Origin of the sequence: Aeromonas sp. 61P (assembly GCF_051919545.1) — a bacterium.
Lineage (GTDB): Bacteria > Pseudomonadota > Gammaproteobacteria > Enterobacterales > Aeromonadaceae > Aeromonas > Aeromonas veronii.
In genome coordinates this window covers 3,028,582-3,046,700 of record NZ_JBQBEL010000001.1, presented here as the reverse complement: position 1 = coordinate 3,046,700, position 18,119 = coordinate 3,028,582, and the positions used below count along the sequence as shown (strand labels likewise).

14 protein-coding genes are annotated in these 18,119 nt (G+C 60.1%); 5 read left to right on the top strand and 9 right to left on the bottom strand.

Translation table 11 applies throughout. The annotated features are described in order from the left end of the window. Positions 1 to 4: 4 nt before the first annotated feature. Positions 5 to 3,115, bottom strand: coding sequence for a putative selenate reductase subunit YgfK (gene ygfK, locus ACTG2O_RS14495; RefSeq protein ID WP_439976164.1), 3,111 nt, complete (start codon positions 3,113 to 3,115; stop codon positions 5 to 7). Between the two features lie 136 nt (positions 3,116 to 3,251). Here ygfK and ACTG2O_RS14490 point away from each other — a divergent pair, with 136 nt between their 5' ends. Next, positions 3,252 to 3,479 (top strand): hypothetical protein, encoded by a 228-nt coding sequence (locus ACTG2O_RS14490; RefSeq protein WP_439976162.1) that lies wholly within the window; start codon positions 3,252 to 3,254, stop codon positions 3,477 to 3,479. A 109-nt stretch (positions 3,480 to 3,588) separates the two neighbouring features. On the opposite strand, the gene mocA is transcribed toward ACTG2O_RS14490, so the two are convergent. Further along, a complete protein-coding gene (gene mocA / locus ACTG2O_RS14485) occupies positions 3,589 to 4,248 on the bottom strand; it encodes a molybdenum cofactor cytidylyltransferase (protein ID WP_265346711.1) in 660 nt (219 codons plus the stop codon). 4 nt (positions 4,249 to 4,252) lie between these two features. Between mocA and yqeC the strand changes: the two genes are divergently transcribed. Continuing rightward, on the top strand, positions 4,253 to 5,101 hold the full coding sequence (gene yqeC / locus ACTG2O_RS14480; RefSeq protein WP_236284447.1) for a selenium cofactor biosynthesis protein YqeC: 849 nt from the start codon (positions 4,253 to 4,255) through the stop codon (positions 5,099 to 5,101). Between the two features lie 27 nt (positions 5,102 to 5,128). Next, positions 5,129 to 6,721, top strand: coding sequence for a selenium-dependent molybdenum cofactor biosynthesis protein YqeB (gene yqeB / locus ACTG2O_RS14475; protein ID WP_236284446.1), 1,593 nt, complete (start codon positions 5,129 to 5,131; stop codon positions 6,719 to 6,721). Between the two features lie 71 nt (positions 6,722 to 6,792). On the opposite strand, the gene ACTG2O_RS14470 is transcribed toward yqeB, so the two are convergent. The 6 genes from ACTG2O_RS14470 to ygeW all read right to left on the bottom strand — a co-directional run bounded on the left by ACTG2O_RS14470 (position 6,793) and on the right by ygeW (position 14,337). Continuing rightward, a complete protein-coding gene (locus tag ACTG2O_RS14470; protein ID WP_439976158.1) occupies positions 6,793 to 7,716 on the bottom strand; it encodes a DMT family transporter in 924 nt (307 codons plus the stop codon). A gap of 171 nt (positions 7,717 to 7,887) precedes the next feature. After that, positions 7,888 to 8,820, bottom strand: coding sequence for a carbamate kinase (gene arcC, locus ACTG2O_RS14465; protein ID WP_019445871.1), 933 nt, complete (start codon positions 8,818 to 8,820; stop codon positions 7,888 to 7,890). A gap of 95 nt (positions 8,821 to 8,915) precedes the next feature. Further along, positions 8,916 to 10,340 (bottom strand): dihydropyrimidinase, encoded by a 1,425-nt coding sequence (gene hydA, locus ACTG2O_RS14460; RefSeq protein WP_439976665.1) that lies wholly within the window; start codon positions 10,338 to 10,340, stop codon positions 8,916 to 8,918. 114 nt (positions 10,341 to 10,454) lie between these two features. After that, the gene (locus ACTG2O_RS14455) at positions 10,455 to 11,672 is read right to left on the bottom strand and encodes a YgeY family selenium metabolism-linked hydrolase (RefSeq protein WP_005336806.1); all 1,218 of its coding nucleotides are present in this window, start codon (positions 11,670 to 11,672) and stop codon (positions 10,455 to 10,457) included. A gap of 139 nt (positions 11,673 to 11,811) precedes the next feature. Then, positions 11,812 to 13,011 (bottom strand): diaminopropionate ammonia-lyase, encoded by a 1,200-nt coding sequence (gene dpaL / locus ACTG2O_RS14450; RefSeq protein WP_019445869.1) that lies wholly within the window; start codon positions 13,009 to 13,011, stop codon positions 11,812 to 11,814. A 138-nt stretch (positions 13,012 to 13,149) separates the two neighbouring features. Continuing rightward, the gene (gene ygeW / locus ACTG2O_RS14445; RefSeq protein WP_005336811.1) at positions 13,150 to 14,337 is read right to left on the bottom strand and encodes a knotted carbamoyltransferase YgeW; all 1,188 of its coding nucleotides are present in this window, start codon (positions 14,335 to 14,337) and stop codon (positions 13,150 to 13,152) included. Positions 14,338 to 14,948: 611 nt separating this feature from the next. Between ygeW and ACTG2O_RS14440 the strand changes: the two genes are divergently transcribed. After that, complete coding sequence (locus ACTG2O_RS14440) at positions 14,949 to 15,542, top strand: hypothetical protein (protein ID WP_019445867.1); 594 nt, start codon at positions 14,949 to 14,951, stop codon at positions 15,540 to 15,542. A gap of 41 nt (positions 15,543 to 15,583) precedes the next feature. Here the strand turns inward: ACTG2O_RS14440 and ACTG2O_RS14435 are convergent, their stop codons facing one another. Continuing rightward, positions 15,584 to 16,588 (bottom strand): Wadjet anti-phage system protein JetD domain-containing protein, encoded by a 1,005-nt coding sequence (locus tag ACTG2O_RS14435; protein ID WP_439976155.1) that lies wholly within the window; start codon positions 16,586 to 16,588, stop codon positions 15,584 to 15,586. A 212-nt stretch (positions 16,589 to 16,800) separates the two neighbouring features. Here ACTG2O_RS14435 and ACTG2O_RS14430 point away from each other — a divergent pair, with 212 nt between their 5' ends. Beyond that, a complete protein-coding gene (locus ACTG2O_RS14430) occupies positions 16,801 to 18,042 on the top strand; it encodes an esterase/lipase family protein (protein ID WP_019445865.1) in 1,242 nt (413 codons plus the stop codon). Positions 18,043 to 18,119 lie beyond the last annotated feature (77 nt).

The window sequence follows — 18,119 nt, the reverse complement described above, 5'->3', positions numbered from 1 at the left end:
TCGCTCAGGCCTCGACGGCCCCCAGCAGGTAGTGGTGATGAGCATGGACATGGCTGATGATCCGGCACATATCGCCAAGGGCCGCAGGCGCATCCTTGATCCGGCTCTGGGCATCGATAGTCAGGCGATAGGTCTCACCACCCTGACGCACCCGCAGCTCACCACCGTCAGCCAGATAGAAACCGGGGTTGCGGCTGTTGTCGAAGTCCTCGGGCAGGCTGAAGATGGTGACCTTGTCCTGATAGGGCTTGCCCTGCCACGGGCAGAACTGGGCGCAGTTGCCACATTCGTTGCAGTAGGCATCCAGGTGCAATGTCTGGAACTGATCCTTGAAGCCCGGCACCGCGATGGCGACGTTGGCCCGGTTGGGGCAGACATCCACGCACTTGCTGCAGAGGTAGTTGCACTCGAGGCAGCGGTGCGCCTCTTGCGCCACGAAGGCATCACGCTCGTTCTTGTCGACCATGGTGACGGCGATGCTCCCCTTGCGGCGGTAGATCTCATCCTTGCCCGACGGCTGGATGGTCACTTCGCTCTGCTGGCTGGCGATATGCTCGCGAGAGAGCACCAGATCCGCCGCGCGGCGGGCACCACCGATGGCACCGACGATGGAGGATGGTCCGCTCTGCACGTCACCGATGAGGAAGACGTTGCGACGGCTGGTTTCGCCAGTCTGGCCATCCACCTCGGGCCAGCCATCGCTGCCAAGGGGAATGCCCATCGCTTTCAATACCTCGCAATCAGGCTGCTCGCCGATGGCGGTGATCAGGGCATCCATCTGCATCACTTCGGTCTGCTCGGTGGGCACCGGACGGCGGCGGCCCTGCTCGTCAGGTTCCCCCAGCGCCATCATCCGCACGGTAAGCTTGCCATCTTTCTCAAAGCGCTCCGGATTGGTGAGGAAGCAGAAACGCACCCCATCCTCCACTGCTTCCAGATACTCCTCGCGATAGGCGGGCATCTCTTTTTCGCTGCGGCGGTAGATAACGGTCACATCGCTGACACCCGGCACCTTGAGGGCGGCGCGGGCACAGTCCATGGCGGTGTTGCCGGCACCAACCACAGCCACATGGCGGCCCAGCGGCAGCGGTTTGCCCTGATTGAAGCTGCGCAGGAAGTGGAAGGATTTGTAAATCCGCTCGTGTCCCCCCTCAAGGCGCATGCCACCGTTCTTGTCGGCGCCAATGCCGACGAAGACATAGCTAAAGCCCTGGGCGTGCAGCTTGTCGACGGTGAGTGCCGGATCGCAGCCAAACTCGAACTTGACCCCGTGGGCGGCAACAAAGTCGATGTCGTGCTGGATAAGTTCAGCCGGAATGCGGAACTCGGGGATGATGTGCTTGACCACGCCACCGGCATCCGCTTCGCGCTCGAACACGGTGACCGGGTGACCGGCACGGGCCAGGAAGTAGCCGGCGGAGAGACCGGCCGGACCGGCGCCAATCACCGCCACCGGATGCTTGTCACCACTGCCTGCCGGTTTGTGCCAGCGGGCCTTGTACCCTTCCCAGCCGCGCTCCAGCGCCACTTTTTTCAGCTCGCGGATATTGAGCGCGCTTTCGTAGTCGAGACGGGTGCAGTTGTACTGGCACTGGTGATCGCAGATGTGGCCGGTGATGGCAGGCAAGGCGTTGCGCTGATAAATCAGCTCAAGGGCTGCCACATACTCTCCCTCGCCCATCAGACGAATGTACTCGGGGATATCCTGATGCACGGCGCAGGCGGTGACGCAGGGCGCCACGTAGCAGTCGGTCAGCGGCAGGCCACCACCCACTTCGATCCGATCCTCGGACTTCCACTCCTTCTGGGTGTAATCCATGGTGAGCGCCTTGGCGGCAAGCGCCTCCAGCTTGGCCACGTCCACCTGACTCATGCCCCAGCTGTCAGAAGCGTCGATCTCTTTGAGGCACTCGATCTGGCGCAGGTAGCCGCCCGGTTTCAGCAGGTCGGTGGCCATGGTGATGGGACGGATACCGGTCTCGAAGATCTCGGCGATGTTGAACTTGCTGGCACCGCCCGAGTAGGAGATGGGCAGCTTGCCATCGAAGGCACGGGACAGCACGGCGGCCACGTTGATGGAGAGCGGGAACAGCGCACGGCCGGACATATACATCTCATCGCCGGGCAGTGCCCCTTTGCGGTTGATGGTGCCAAGGGTATTGGTGAGTTTCACCCCGAAGGTGAGCCCCTTCTCGGCCCCCAGCGCCATCAAGCGAGTCAGCATGGCTTTGGCCTGATCCAGCTTGAGGTCGTGATCGAATGACTCTTCGCTCAGACCAATGTAATCAAAGCCGCAGGTATCGAGGATCTCGCGCACCCGCGGGTAGCCCAGCAGGGTCGGGTTGAGTTTGACGAAGGTGTTGAGCCCCTTCTCTTCCAGCATGTAGCGGCAGATGGCCTCAATCTCGTTGGGCGGGCAGCCGTGCATGGTAGAGAGGGTAACGCCGTGAACCAGATTGGCCGGGATACGATCCACCAGCTGTTGCAGGCGAGCGCGGCGCGCCCCCAGTCCCAGCTCGGCGATAAACTGCTCGTCGGCCACGAGGTCACGTACCACCTGCTGGTACTCGGCAAATTTCGGATTGCTGCTGGCATCCATCAGGCTGTGGATGAACTGCTGCATCGGTGGCTGTTTGATGCCATCGAGGTTGTAACCCACGCTCATGTTGAAGATAAAGGACTTGGCCTCTCCGTCGAGACGGGGGTCAAACACCTCCTCCAGCAGGTAGAGGGCAAACCAGGCTTTCAGATACTCGTCAAATGCCTTGGGCAGGGTGAACTCGGTGGACCACTCGGTATTGAAGCACTCATCCTCGGCATCGATACAGGGCTTTTCCAGTTCGAGACGGTCCAGGATCTGCACCGTCTTGAGCTCGATAAAGCGCCCGCCGGTCAGCCAGGAGGTGACGATATTCTGGGCCAACTGGGTATGAGGGCCGGCTGCCGGACCAATGGGGGTCTCGCAGGTTTCACCGAACACCTTGATCTTGCGCTCGTCCTGCTTGCGATAGAATTGCGCGGCGGGAATACCGAAAATGCTCTGACTCTCTTTATATTCCGCAAAAATACGGGTCAGCAGGTTCTTGAACGGAACGGGTCGCATAATATCGCCCATGGCTATCTCCTTGCAGCTGTTCTGCCCATTGGCAGCATGAATAAATGGGGTATCCCGCACGGGCATTACCCCTTGGCAAGGAGAGGAGCAACTATCAGGCCACTCCATCGGCAAAACTATTTTTTAGGGTAAAAGCGTGAGATGGCTCGAATTAATGAAGGCTGTTTGGCATGTCGCCATTATGATTGATGAGAGTGGTTCTCACTCACTTGAAATTTTATTCAAGGCAATGCCAGAGAAAAATGAAAAGTATCAAATCGGCAGCGATAAATATCACTTTGATAGGGTAAAAATCATCCAGCATTATCGCAAGCAAACCCCGGCCAATATGGTCTGGGTTTGCTTAAAAGTCACTGCTATATAAAAGGCAGTCGTCGCTATTTCGGTTTATCCAAAGGCTGCGAGATGACTCGGCGTTATCCCCCCTCTGGCTGCCATTGCACGCAGAGGGAGGTGGGCCCCAACGATGCGACTCAGCCCTGCTCGGTCGTAAACTCCTCGGCAGAACGCAGCTCCAGTTCGCCACGGATCAGCGCCTGATAGCGCTCGGGGGTATCGATATCAAAGAGGATGGCAGGACTCTCGACCGGTATGGTGCGATGGGGACGTTGCAGCAACCAGCGGCGCACCGAACCCTGTGCCGGCGCGGCAGCCAGCTCCCTTGCGAGGGATTTTGGCAGCAAGACCGGATGACCCGCCTCCCCCTCAAAGCTCGGGAACAGGGCGAGCTCTCCGCGCGCCTGCCACAACTGCTGATAGACCTCGCACGGGATACAGGGCAGATCCCCGTGGCTGATAAAGAGGTAGTCAGCATTGCTGGCCGCCAGAGCGCAGCGGATGGAACTGCCCAGCCCCAACTCATAGTCAGGGTTATGGACGATGAGAATGTCGGGGCGATTCCCATAACAGGCAGCGAGTTCGGCCCCGCGATGACCCACGACCAAAATAATCCGGGAGCAGAAAGCCAGGGCATTTTTGAGACTTGCATCAAGAATTGTCCCCGCGCCATAAGGTAGCATCATTTTCCATGCCCCCATGCGGGATGACAAACCTGCTGCGGTAATTATACAGTCACACTGTTCACGCCCCCGAGCCTGCACCTTTTCATTCACCTCGCAATTTATTTCGGTCATTGCCATGTCCTTGCCACACTCTGTTATTCACGCGTTTCCGGATATTGGTTCGCTTTTAAATCCACTGCTTGAAAATAGTGACAACCATACCACGCTAATTAGCCTTTGTGGTGCCGGAGGAAAAACCAGCACCCTGTTCTGGCTGGCGGAATATTTTTATAAGCAGGGTAAAAGGGTGCTAATTACCACCACCACCCGGATGTTTCTGCCTGCCCCGTCACACTATCGGGAATTGATTATCGAAACGGATCCCGTTCGTCAACTTACCCGTTGTCAGGCGCTACCGGATGAACCGACCCTGGTCGCCCTGTTCAGCCATATCGATCAGGCCAGCGGCAAGGTGGCGGGCCCCACGCCCCAGCAGATTGATCTCATCAAGGGGCAGCAGCGCTTCGATCTGATCCTGGTCGAAGCGGATGGCGCCCATCACAAGTTATTGAAAGTGCCCGCTTTGCACGAACCTTGCATTCCCCAGAGCAGTGATTGGGTGATCGCCCTGACGGGTGGCGCCATGGTAGGGGCCAAGGCGGACCCGCAGCAGATCCACCGCTGGGCCGAACTCCAGGCCCTGTGCGGGATAGAGGCCGGTGCCCCCCTCGACTGGATGCTGTTTCACCAGCTGCTCTGCCACCCTCAAGGGATGTTCAAGGGCACCCCGGCCAGGGCGCGCCGGATCTGGTTTATCAATGGCGATTATCAAAATGAGGCGTCATGGCAGCAGCCATTGATAAACCTGCTGGCCCGGCATCCCGAGCTCCACGCCATCTGGCAGGGGGCGGTACGCGAGCCACAACCCATTCGCCACGCACTCGGCTACTTCGCTCAGGATGAGGCTCAGCCGCCTCGCCCATGATGGTTTAAGGATAAGAAGAGGTACCTTATGAATCTTTTTTCACACGCAGCCCGACTGGAACAGGAGAACACTCCGTTCGCCATTGCCCAGATCATCGAGAGCCGCGGCTCCACTCCCCGCCATCAGGCCCAGATGCTGGTGATGGCTGATGGCCAGATCCTCGGCACCATAGGCGGCGGCATGATAGAGCGGCTGGTGATCGGAGAGGCGGTGGCGGCCATTGGTGAGCGCAAGCCCCGCATCTTCCACGGGCGGATGGCCCGCAACGGCGAACATGCGGTGGGGTCGGATTGCGGCGGCGCCATGTCGGTCTATATCGATGTCTATGGCCTGCGCCCCCGTCTGGTGCTCATTGGTGCCGGTCACGTCAACCGGGCGCTGGCCCATGCCGCAGCGCCGCTGGGTTTTGATATCCATGTGGGCGACTGCTTTGAAGGGAGCCTCAATCCCGACCACTTCCCCGCCGGTACCCATCTCAAGCAGGCCGATACCATCAGCGCGGTGATCGAGGCGCTGGCCATCGAGCCTGCCAACTTCGTCATCATCGCCACCAACCATCAGGACAAGGAGGCGCTGGATCGGCTGATCAGCCGTCCCCTCGCCTATCTGGGGCTGCTCGCCAGCAAGCGCAAGGTACAGACCTTCACCCAGGCGCTGCGCCAACAAGGGGTGAGTCAGGAGCAGTTGCAGCGGCTGCACGCCCCCATCGGCTACAACATAGGTGCCGAGACCCCCGAGGAGATCGCCATCAGCATTCTCGCCGAGCTGCTGCAGGTGAAAAACGGCAAATCGGGTGGGCTGATGCAGGATGACGTGCGCCTCAAGCGGGATCAACTGGTGGTGATGCGCGGCTCCGGCGATATCGCTACCGGCGTGGCGCTGCGCCTGCACAATGCCGGCTTCAAGGTGGTGATGCTGGATCTCGACAAACCCACGGTGATCCGCCGCACCGTCGCCTTCGCGCAAGGGATGTTCGACGGTGAAACCAGCGTCGAGGGTGTGAGCGCCAAGCGGGTCGAGAGCGTCGAGCAGGCGTTCGAGCAGCTGGATCGGGGCATCGTTCCGCTGCTGGTTGACCCCGACTGCGCCACCCTCACCGAGCTCAAGCCCCGCTATCTGGTGGATGCCATTTTGGCCAAGCAGAACCTCGGCACCCACAAGGAGATGGCCCCCATCACGGTCGCCCTCGGCCCGGGATTTGAGGCGGGACGCGACTGCGATGCGGTGATCGAAACCAACCGCGGTCACCATCTGGGGCGGGTCATCTATCAGGGCCCCGCCCAGCCCAATACCGGCATTCCCGGGGTGATAGAGGGGCACTCCGCCCGCCGGGTAGTGCGCGCCCCTGTCGCCGGGGTGATGAAGAGCTTTATCAAGCTCGGTGATCTGGTGCAGGAGGGGGATGTGATCGCCCATGTGGGGGACGCCCCCATTATCGCGCCGCTCTCCGGCATGGTACGGGGATTGCTGAGCGATGGCATCGAGGTGACCGTCGGCTTCAAGATCGGTGACATCGACCCCAGAGGCGAGCGGGCCGACGCCACTACGGTATCGGACAAGGCTCGCGCCATCGGCGGCGCCGTGCTGGAAGCCATGATGCATCTGGCCCAGCGCAGATAAGAGAGTGTTCTTAAAACCAGAAGGGCCCGCCATGATGGCGGGCCCTTTTTATTTCGTTGCCGACAATCGACTCAGCCGTGCTTGATGCGAGTCTCCCCCGCCACCGACACCACGGAGCGTTTGCCCTTGCGGCTAATCACCAACAGCGCCAGCACGATAAGGGCGATGCCGCTCCCCTCCACCGGCCCCGGATTTTCGCCCAGCAGCCACCAGGAGAGCAGCACGCCGCTCACCGGCACCGCCAGTGTGCTGAGGCTGGCAATCCCCGCTGGCAGTTTTTTCAGCACAAACAGCCAGAGACTCCAGGCGATGGCGGTGGCGAAGATGGCGCTATAGGCCAGCGCCCCCATCACGTAGGGCTGCCAGTCGATGGGGCGCTCCGGCACCAGCGCCGCCACCACGGCCATCACCACGGTGGCGTAGATCATCTGCCAGGTGGTGAGGGACATCAGATCCACCCCGGGGTGGCGGGCATACATCCGCTTGGCGATGATGGCGCTGATCCCCCAGCAGATGCCGGACGCAATCCCCAGCAGCGCACTCTTCATGGAATCGAGATGCAACTGCCAGGGCTCGATCACCAGCAGCAGGCCGCAGGCGGCCACCCCGACCGCCAGATAGTGGAGTTTGCGCATCCGCTCGCCGAGAAAGAGCGCCGCGAAGATCACCACCCAGAACGGCATGGTGTAGCTCAGAATGGCCACCTTGCCCGCCCCGCCGCTGATCAGCGCCCACTGGGCCAACCCCACCATGCCGCAGGTCTGGAACAGGGCGATGGCGAGGGTATAGCGAAACGGGGTGGGCTTGAGATAACGGCGACCGCGCATGGCCAATACCAACAACAAGACCAGAGATCCGCACATGCAGCGCAGGGCGGTGAACTCGAAGGCTCCCGCGTAGAGCATCACCTGCTTCATCACGATCCAGCTGTAACTCCAGATGGCGGTGAGCAGGATCAATCCCACCAACGCCGCCATATTGATCTTTCCGCTCATTTGCTTGTTACTCACCTCTTGTCACTCATTGCGCCGGGTCTGCTCTCGGCGTCTTGCCCGCGCTTGAAGGCGGCCATCTTACGCCGCTCATCCTCCGCTGACCATGACTGCCCCAAAATGAACAAGGGGGCCGACGGCCCCCGCAATCACACTCAACCCGAGCTGGGACGCCTAGCGGCTGATAAGGGTTCCCGTCTTGCCAGCAATGCCGTCGGCGGCCTTCTCCAGCAAGGTGATCAGGGATTTTCGCCCCGGCATGGATGTGGCGAACGAGAGCGCCGCCTCCACCTTGGGCAGCATGGATCCCTTGGCAAACTGCCCCTGTGCAATAAAGCTGTTGGCATCGGCCACGCTTAGCTGATCGAGCCACTGCACATCGGGCTTGCCGAAGTTGATGGCGACCTTCTCTACCGCGGTAAGGATGATCAGCATGTCGGCGTCAATCAGTTCCGCCAGTTTGGCACTGGCCCAATCCTTGTCGATCACCGCACTGGCACCGCGCAGGTGATTGCCCTCGCGCAGCACCGGAATGCCACCGCCACCGACGGTGATCACCACCTGACCGGCGGCCAGCATGGCTGAGACGGTCTCTTTCTCGATGATATCGACGGGTTTGGGGGATGCGACCACCCGGCGATAGCCACGGCCGGCATCCTCTTTGAGCCGCTCGCCCTTGGCCATCAATGCTTCGGCCTCCTCCTTGCTGAAGAAACCGCCAATGGGTTTGCTCGGGTCGAGGAAGGCGGGATCGTTTTTATCCACCTCCACCTGGGTCACCAAAGTGGCAACCGGCTTGTGAATACCACGCGCCAGCAAGGCCTCGCGCAGGGCGTTTTGCAGGTCATAACCGATATAACCCTGACTCAGGGCCACGCAGACCGACATGGGCAGATGGGGCGCCTTGGGGTCGTGGCGGGCCGCCACCTCGAACGCCTGCTGGATCATCCCCACCTGCGGGCCGTTGCCGTGGGTCACCACCACTTCATGCCCCTGAGCGATCAGGTCGGCAATGGTGCCCGCCGTGCTCTGCACCGCCTTCATCTGCTCGGGCAGGTTGTTGCCCAGCGCATTGCCACCAAGGGCCAGTACGATTCTCTGTTTCATCTTGTTATCTCCAGTGATGGGACAAGCCGGCGCAATACCGGCCCACCTTTCGTTGTTCACATAACCTTGCTGCTCTGCGTGTTTCGAACTGATTGTCAGCCGGCCACTGTGGGGCAAGGCGAGTGCAGCTCCGGCGCCAAGGCCGGATCAAAGGGCGCTCTGGCCAGAAAACGGCCGTGACCACGCCGCCCCAGAAACTCGCCGTCGCGAGCGACTATCTCGCCGCGGCTCAGGGTCATTCTGATCCGGCCGGGGCAATGCATCCCCTCGTAGGGGCTGTAGTCGCCGTTGTCGTGCAACTGTTGATGGGAAATCAGGGTGTCACCACGGGGATCCATCAACACCAGATCGGCATCAGACCCCGCTTGCAAGTTGCCCTTGCGCGGCCAGAGGCCAAACAGGCGCGCCGGGTTGGCGCTGGTGAGGGCCACGAAGCGGGACGGCGAGATGCGCCCGCCCAATACCCCGTGGGCAAACAGCAGCAGCATCCGGTTCTCGACACCCGGCAAGCCGTTGGGGCAGCGGCTGAAATCGCCGCCCGAGAGGGTCATGCGCTGGGCGTGGGAGAAGTTGCAGTGATCGGTCGCCACAGTGTCGATGTCACCAGCAGCAATGCCAACCCACAGCTTGTCCTGCTCGCGGCGTGAGCGCAGCGGCGGGCTGAGCAGATAGTCGACTCCGTTCTCCCGGTAGTAGCAGGAATCATCCAAAAGCAGATATTGCGGGCAGGTCTCCACCCAGACCGGCTGACCCTGACGGCGCGCCAGCTTCAGATACTCCAGCCCCAGTCCATTTGAAAGGTGGACGATATAGAGCGGCGCATTGCCCGCCAGCCCCGCCAGATTGATCATCCGGGCGATCGCCTCCGCCTCGCACTCCAGCGGACGGCTCTGCGGGTGATACCAGGGTTCATGGTGACCGGCGGCCAGCAGGGCCGCCCGCCGCGCCGCGATGGCGGCATCGTTCTCTGGATGGACGGTGGCGAGCGCCCCCACCTCTTTGAGGCGGGCCAGGGCGCGCAGCACGTCGTGATCCCCCAGCTTGTACTGGTAGGTGAGATAGAGCTTGAAGCTGCTGATCCCCTCCTCCTGCACCATGGCGGCCATCTCATTAAGGATGGCGTCATCCACATGCTGGATCACGCCATGAAAGCTGTAGTCGATCACCGCCTGATCGGCGGCGTAGTCGTGATAACGGGCCAGCTGGTGATGCAGGTTGCATCCCGCCGGGCCAAATCCCATGTGATCGACGATGGTGGTGGTGCCACCACAGGCGGCGGCACGGGTACCGCTGAAAAAGTCATCGCAACTGCGGGCAATCCCGACATCGATGTTGAAGTGGGTGTGGACATCGATGCCACCGGGCATTACATAGCAGCCGCTGGCATCGATCACCCCGGTTTCGCTATCGGGCTGGATATCGGCGGCACGGGCACGGATCACCCCGTTTTCGATCAGCAGATCCTGACGATATTCACCCTGCGCATCGACCAACACACCGTTTTTGATCAGCCGTTTCATCCCCACCACCTCGAACATCACTTCAAACAGCAAAACCCCGCCTCAACACAGACGGGGCACTTGCCACACTTGCGACAGCTGGGCGGCGATGGCAGTCACCACCCGGCAGTCCCCTTACTTGTCCAGCTCGGCCAGATAGAGCATGGGGATCACGGCGTACATGGCGGCGCACTTGACCAGATGCTCTTTCCAGGTCTTCTCGTTCGGTGCGTGGGCCTCCGGCTCTTTACCCGGGCCAAAACCGATGACCGGAATACCGTGGCGACCCATGATGGAGACCCCGTTGGTCGAGAAGGTCCACTTGTCCACCACCGGCTCCTTGTTGAACAACTCGCGATAAGCCTTGGAGAGGGTTTTGACGGTGATGTGATCCTCTTCCACCTTCCAGGTCGGGAAGTAGCACTCGGTCGGGTAGACCAGACCGGTGTAGGCCGGACGGTCGTACTGATACATGGAGACCTCGGCACCGGCGGCTTGCACCGCAGGCAGGGCACGGATCTCATCCAGCGCACCTTGCCAGGTCTCGCCCCAGGTGAGACGACGGTCGATGGAGACGGCGCAGCTGTCCGCCACGGCGCAGCGGCTCGGAGAGGTGAAGAAGATCTCGGAGACGGTCAGGGTGCCCTTACCGAGGAAGTCGTCATGACCGAGGTTGTGGCTGAGCTCCTGCAATTCGCCGAGGATCGGGCCCATCTTGAAGATGGCGTTGTCACCGCGCTCCGGCGCGGAGCCGTGGCAGCTCACCCCCTGCACTTCCACACGGATCTCCATGCGGCCGCGTTGGCCACGGTAGATCTGGCAGTCGGTCGGCTCGGTACTGACCACGAACTCGGGGCGGATCTTGCTCTGCTCGATGATGTACTGCCAGCAGAGACCGTCGCAGTCCTCCTCCTGCACGGTACCGGTCACCAGCAGGGTGTACTGATCTTCCAGCCCCAGATCCTTGATGATCTTGCCCGCATAGACCATGGAGGCCATGCCCCCTTCCTGATCGGATGCACCGCGGCCACCGATGATCTCGTGATCTTCCATCCCCTCATAGGGGTCGAAGGTCCAGTTGGCGCGGTTGCCGACCCCCACGGTATCGATGTGGGCATCCATGGCGATCAGGTGCGGGCCGTGGCCGATATAGCCCAGCACGTTACCCATGGGGTCGATCTCGACCTTGTCAAAACCAACCTTCTCCATCTCCTGTTTGATGCGCAGCACGACGCGCTCTTCATCGCAGCTCTCGCTCGGGATGGCGATCATGTCGCGCAGGAACTGACTCATCTCGGCCTTGTACTGGTAGGCCTTCTCCAACACCATTTCAAACGGAATTTGCTTGCTCATTGTGATTCTCCATAACAACTGAGAGTGCGCGGCCTGTTCGTCGGCAGCGCCCTGTGCCCATTACCGCCCCCCGTTGGCGAGGCGCGATCAGTTCTTCAATTCGTCTCTCTGCTCTCGCAGGGATTACTCACAGCCGGGGTTAATCGCAGGCAGGATGTTTGCCTTCCCACACCACTTCCCGGTAGTGGGTCACATCGGTGTCCCCTTCGGTGTTGATGATGAGTACCACCGAGTTGCTATCTAGCCCCAGACGTTCCATCAGCGCCGCGCGATCCGGGTGGTGACGCACTGCCGCCAGCACGCCGGTACCGACCGAGCCGGACTCACCGGAGATGATTCGGGGGTCATTGCCAAGGGGGTTGCCCAGCACCCGCATACCCAGTGCCGACACCTTGTCGTGACAGGAGATGAACTGGGTGGTACAACTCTTGAGCAGCGGCCAGCCAAGCGGATTGGGCTCGCCGCAGGCAAGACCGGCCATGATGGTGCGCATATCTCCCCCCACGTTGACCATCTCCCCCGCCACGCCGGAGCGGTAGATACAATCGGCCTGATCCGGCTCGACCACGATGCTGTGCAGGTTTTTCGCCCCGAAGCAGTCCACCAGATAACCGAGCACGCCGCCCGCCAGCGCCCCTACCCCGGCCTGCAGCAGCACGTGGGTCGGCTGCTTGATGCCCATATCCTGCATCTGCTCGACCGCTTCGTCGGCCAGGGTGGAGTAACCCTGCATGATCCAGGTCGGGATCTTGGTGTAACCCTCCCAAGCGGTGTCTTGCACTATGTGCCAGCCGCGCTCTTCGGCCATCTTCATGGTCAGGCGCACGGTGTCGTCATAGTTCATATCGGTGACGATGCACTCGGCACCGAGATTGAGAATGTGGTCAACCCGCTCCTGGGCGGAGCCCTTGGGCATGTAGACCACCGCATGCTGACCCACCTGCTTGGCGGCCCAGGCGACGCCGCGACCGTGGTTGCCATCTGTGGTGGTGGCGAAGGTCATCGGCTCCTTGATGGTGCGTTTGATGAGATCGAAGGAGAAATCCTCGATGGCCACCCCGTACTTTTCACAGAGCAGGTTGGCGATGGCATAAACGCCACCCAGCATCTTGAAGGCGTTGAGGCCAAAACGCTTTGACTCATCCTTGACCAATATATTTTTCACCCCGATATAGGCGGCCAGATCTTTGAGGTCGCACAGGGGTGTCGGTTCATAACCGGCCAGTTTTTTATGAAAAGCGCGAGCCTTTTGTGCTTCGGCGCGAGAAAACAGCGGAGATGGCTCGGCGGTAAAAAAGCGGTTATCGGCAATATCCATCTTCAGCGAAAATTGGGACATGCTTACCTCACTAGGCGTTACCTGACAAAGAGCTGCCTCGCCGGGAGATCCGTTATTCAGATACCACGGGGAGAAAACTCGAAATAATGGATTCGACAGCGTGGGCAGGATGAATATTCATCCCGCCCCTGCTGCTATTTATTTCACCCGCTTTTGCGCCTCTTTAATCAGATTTTCCAGGGTTTCTGCCGGGGCGGAGAATTTACGGGCCATGATCATGGCGGCGATAATATAGGGCTTCCAGCTCGCCTCTTTGTAAGTGGCGATACGGTATTTCTCGAATACCCCTTCGGTTACTTCGCCCTCTTTGCAGGAGACGCCGGAAATATCGGCCGGCAGGCAGTGCATATAGAGCGCCTCGCCCCCCTTGGTGAGCTTCATCATCTCCTCGGTGCAGTGCCAATCCTTGTGCTTGGCGTTCTGCTCAAGGCAATGTTTCTCCAGCTCCTTGAGGCCGGCGTGGTCATTGGCACGCAGCAACTCGGTGCGCTGCTCCATCACCTTGTAGGGGGCCCAGGACTTGGGATAGACGATATCGGCATCCTTGAACGCCTCTTCCATGGAGGTGACCTGACGGAAGCTGCCGCCGGAGGCCTTGGCATTCTCTTTGGCCACTTCGATCACGTCCGGGATCAGGTCATACCCTTCCGGATGGGCCAGGGTCACGTCCATCCCAAAGCGTGTCATCAGACCGATGATGCCCTGGGGCACAGAGAGCGGCTTGCCGTAGCTCGGGGAGTAAGCCCAGGTCATCGCAATCTTCTTGCCCTTGAGGCTCTCCAGGCTGCCGAAGTGCTCCTGCAACCAGGCGAGATCAGCCATGGACTGGGTCGGATGATCAATGTCGCACTGCAGGTTGACCAGCGCCGGACGCTGGGGCAGCACCCCCTTCTCGAACCCTTCATCCAGTGCGGCGCCCACTTCGCGCATATAGGCGTTGCCGGCACCGAGGAACATGTCGTCACGGATCCCGATGGCATCGGCGCAGAAGGAGATCATGTTGGCGGTTTCACGGACGGTTTCGCCATGGGCGATCTGGGATTTGCCCTCATCCAGATCCTGCTGGGCCAGACCGAGCAGGTTCAGCGCAGAGGCGTAAGAGAAGCGGGTTCGGGTGGAGTTATCGCGGAAAACCGAGATACCGAGCCCGCTGTTAAACAGTTTGGTGCAGATATTTTCGGCGCGCAGGGTCTTGAGGGATTCGGCCAGTTTCAATACCAGCTCCAGCTCCTGAGGCGTTTGCTCCCAGGTCAGCAGAAAATCTTTTTCATGCAGGTTGGATTTGAGTGCTCTGATCTCTTTGATTAATTCGTTAACTGCTTTCATCGTTCGCCCCAATCATTGGATGAGATATGGATAGCTCCCCTTTCACTCACGATGTCACCAGCATCCCGGTTGTGGGTGAGCGCGTCGGTTAGCGTCGATATGAGGCAATCAATAACCGTGCCAAACCAATAAAATGCAGGCAGATATTAATAAATAGCGAAAGTGTGTGATGCCACCCACAAAATCAGTGGCTATTTCAGCGGTTTATTCAAAAAAAGGTGAGCGGATCAGCCAAGCCATAAAATAGCCGAGTGATAATAATCAGAAGCAATATCCCGGCATCGGTGAGAATTATCATCAAAGGTCAGTTTCAGGGGCTGAAATGATATCGGCGGGGATGTCGTTATCATTATGATAATGCCGTGCAGCGATTTGCTCTTTTGTTACGACCTCTTCTGCAGCAATGTCACTGCTATTTAACCTCCCCTGCACTCCCCGCCCGTATCGCCTCTCACCTTTTCTTCCAGCCACATCGCTGGGCGCGGTTGGCCCAAGGTGCTAACGTGAATACGCCAGCTGCGCATCTGTATCGGATACTCAGGATAGGCCGACGTTCACTGCCGCAACTGCGCGGATGAACCTGCATGACTTACATCTTTGAGGGATTATCTATGTCCAGGAATGCTGCTCTGCTCATCACCCTGACCCTGCTCGGGATCGCCCCTGCCCACGCCATCAGCGCCAAATATGCCGAGCAGCTGGAGCGATCCGGTTGTACCCAGGTTACCGAGGCGCAGGGCTGTGACATTCACAAAACCAAAGCGGAAAATGCCAAGGCGGGATTTGGCACGGCCGCCCCTGCAGCGGAGGGCGGTCTGAATCTGAGCTATGAGCAGAAGCTGGAGCGCTCGGGCTGCACTCAGGTGAGCGAGCTCAATGGCTGCGATATCAACAAAACCAAGGCTGAGAACGCAGCTGCCGGTTTTGGCAATGCTCCTGCCGCGGCAACCAGCGCCAGCCCCTATACGGGCAACTGGATCGCCACCTTCCCCCAAACCGGCGCCACCGTGGCCAATATCCGTATCGATGGCAAGGATCAGGTGTGGGTCAACGACAAGAAGGTCAATGCCAAGAAATCCGATGGCGCGCTGGTGTTCAAGGATGGCATGGTCATCTACACCATTCAGGGGGATCGCCGCATCAAGGGTGAAGATGGCTGGGTCGATAATGATGCCGGCACCAAGGGGCCTATCAACGCCAAGTAAACAGCGGACCACAAAATGACGGGGAGCGCGGGCTCCCCGTTTCACACCTGATTGCCCATCTCTTCCAATGACCAGCTCCGCCACTGAGGGGCCAGAATCAATACCTCCTGCTCCAGCCCAGTCCCGTCTGTGATCAGTTTCTCAAGCCAGGGAACGCCTACCGGCGTGCCATGACCATCAACCTGATCAGCCTGCGTCGTCACACGCCAGGGCACCTTGCCACTGTCCGTCGCAAAGGTGCGTACCGGACGGGCGTAGTGATCCAGATAAGGTTGCAGCTCACAGGGAAACCAGAGCATGGCCGGTCGATTTAGCTCGCGCGCCAGCTCGATGGCAATATCGATACCCCGTTGATCGAGATCACCGAAATGGGCCCACTGCACGCCCGCAGGCAGCAGCGGGATCAGCTGCTTGGCCAGGGTGGTATTGCGACCGGGGGCAAAGAGCAGCAGTTGCCCGGGTTGCAGCGGGTAGTCGACGAAGGCCCCCTTGTTCTCCACCGTAATGACCCGCTCCCCTTGCCAGCCGATGGCCGCCAGCGTGCCCAGAGTCCGCTCCGGCAACGCCAACTCCCCCAGCAGCGCCATCATTGCCGTCATATCGTGCTGCTGACCCTGCCGATCGACCAGTGAGAGCGGTTCGAGGGTACGGATGCGGATCACCTCATCCTGCGTGAGCGACAATTCCGCAAGCAGTGGCGCGGCAAGGGATGCTGACCGCGGATGCTTGCTGTCCCCATGCCAGAGGGCATAAAAGCAGGCCTGATTGAGCCGTGCAGGCAAACTCACTCCCATTCGTTGCAGCTGCTCCCCCTTGTCCGATTCGGGGGGAGCAGCCCGAGCCAGTTGTCCGGTCAGATAAGTCCACCCCGCCTCGGTCAACACATAATGAGCACCTCGGCCAACCGGCTTGATCCCGGCCACTGCCTGCAACAGATCCTTCAACTCGCGGCCATGCCGACTCTCAAGAGAGCAGCCCTTTCCGTTCTGGCTATCGAGCAACCGTGCACACAAATCCTGTACCCGCATCTCATCAAACAGCGACATCCTCACCTCTCCATGTGGCTTCATATGACGAAGTAGAGGTGATTTTCCCTGTCATTACCGTGACCGGCTTCGCAAGCGGTTCTTATCAGCCCCGCCATGCATGGCCCGTTACTGGTAAACCCGCCACAAAGGGAGCAAGCTGGTTTGATATAGAGATACACTGCGCTCTTCGCGGCACGACAACGCGATACCCGCTTTCACAAGGGCTTGCCATGACCGACGCCACAGACCCCTCGCCATCCTCTTCCTGGCATCTTTCGGATATCCGCGAGCTGGCGCACCTGCTGACTCTGGCGCTGCCCGCCGCGGTAGAGATCACCGAAGCGGTACATCAGGCGGTACTGAGCGGTATGGGGCTCAAGGGGCGGGATGAGGGAAAAACAGCCGGGATCACCGGGCTGGTGTACAAGGGGGTACATGGCACCGCCAACACCCTGGGCAGCGGCATCAACCAACTGCTCAGCCGCCTGCCAGCCACTCCGCCGCCCCACCAGCTCCCCGAAACCCCGAAACGTGCAGCCCTGATCGCCACGCTCAACGGCGTATTGGGGGACAAGTTGGTCGAGCACCACAATGCCCTCGCCACCCCCATGACACTGCGCTATCAGGGCAAGCCCCTCGATTGGCAAGCGATGCCGGAGGATCTACCCCACGAGGGACGGGTGCTGCTGATGATCCATGGCCTGTGCATGAACGATCTGCAGTGGCAGACCGAACATCAAGGCAAACCGGTCAATCACGGAGAGCAACTTGCCGCCGCGCTTGGCTATCAGCCTCTTTACTTGCGCTACAACTCGGGACTGCCCATTACACAAAACGGGCAGCTACTTGCCCTGTTGTTGGAGCAGCTGTTCACCCACTGGCCGGGAGAGCTCAAAGAGATAACGATAATGGGCTACAGCATGGGCGGACTGGTTGCCCGCAGCGCCTGCCACCATGCCGACGTGGCCGGGCTCACCTGGCCTGCGCACCTTGCCAACCTGATCTTTCTCGGCACACCACACCACGGCGCGCCGCTCGAACATGCCGGTCACTGGCTGGAACAGTTGTTGCCCGCTACCGCCTACAGCGAACCCTTCGTCAGACTGGCGCGGCTGCGCAGTGCAGGCATCAAGGATCTGCGCCACGGCAAGGTGATCGAGACGCTCGCCGCACCCGACCCCGCAGTGCCCTTGCGCGATCCTCGCGTTCCACTCCCCTTGCCCTGCAGCGTCAACTGCTATGCCATCGCCGCGACCACTGCCGCCAAGCGCAGCCTGCTGGCCGACCGGCTGATTGGCGATGGACTGGTGCCCCTTCGTAGCGCCCTAGGCCAGCACAGCGAGGCGCGCCATCAGCTTGCCTTTATTCCTGCCCATACCCTGATTGTCTATCGCACCAGCCATATGGCCCTGCTCGCCAGCCCGCATGTTGGCCAGCAACTGCTGCGCTGGCTCAGCCCCTTGCAGTTATAGCGAGCTGGCTATTAAAGCAACAGAGTGCTGGTTCACAAAGGAGCCCTGTGGCACTCTGGGACGTCAAAGGGAAGACC

Coding starts and splice junctions, on each gene's coding strand:
- ygfK (WP_439976164.1), bottom strand. CDS start 3,115: ATGGGCGATATTATGCGACCCGTTCCGTTCAAGAACCTGCTGACCCGT.
- mocA (WP_265346711.1), bottom strand. CDS start 4,248: ATGACCGAAATAAATTGCGAGGTGAATGAAAAGGTGCAGGCTCGGGGG.
- yqeC (WP_236284447.1), top strand. CDS start 4,253: ATGTCCTTGCCACACTCTGTTATTCACGCGTTTCCGGATATTGGTTCG.
- yqeB (WP_236284446.1), top strand. CDS start 5,129: ATGAATCTTTTTTCACACGCAGCCCGACTGGAACAGGAGAACACTCCG.
- ACTG2O_RS14470 (WP_439976158.1), bottom strand. CDS start 7,716: ATGAGCGGAAAGATCAATATGGCGGCGTTGGTGGGATTGATCCTGCTC.
- arcC (WP_019445871.1), bottom strand. CDS start 8,820: ATGAAACAGAGAATCGTACTGGCCCTTGGTGGCAATGCGCTGGGCAAC.
- hydA (WP_439976665.1), bottom strand. CDS start 10,340: ATGAAACGGCTGATCAAAAACGGTGTGTTGGTCGATGCGCAGGGTGAA.
- ACTG2O_RS14455 (WP_005336806.1), bottom strand. CDS start 11,672: ATGAGCAAGCAAATTCCGTTTGAAATGGTGTTGGAGAAGGCCTACCAG.
- dpaL (WP_019445869.1), bottom strand. CDS start 13,011: ATGTCCCAATTTTCGCTGAAGATGGATATTGCCGATAACCGCTTTTTT.
- ygeW (WP_005336811.1), bottom strand. CDS start 14,337: ATGAAAGCAGTTAACGAATTAATCAAAGAGATCAGAGCACTCAAATCC.
- ACTG2O_RS14440 (WP_019445867.1), top strand. CDS start 14,949: ATGTCCAGGAATGCTGCTCTGCTCATCACCCTGACCCTGCTCGGGATC.
- ACTG2O_RS14435 (WP_439976155.1), bottom strand. CDS start 16,588: ATGTCGCTGTTTGATGAGATGCGGGTACAGGATTTGTGTGCACGGTTG.
- ACTG2O_RS14430 (WP_019445865.1), top strand. CDS start 16,801: ATGACCGACGCCACAGACCCCTCGCCATCCTCTTCCTGGCATCTTTCG.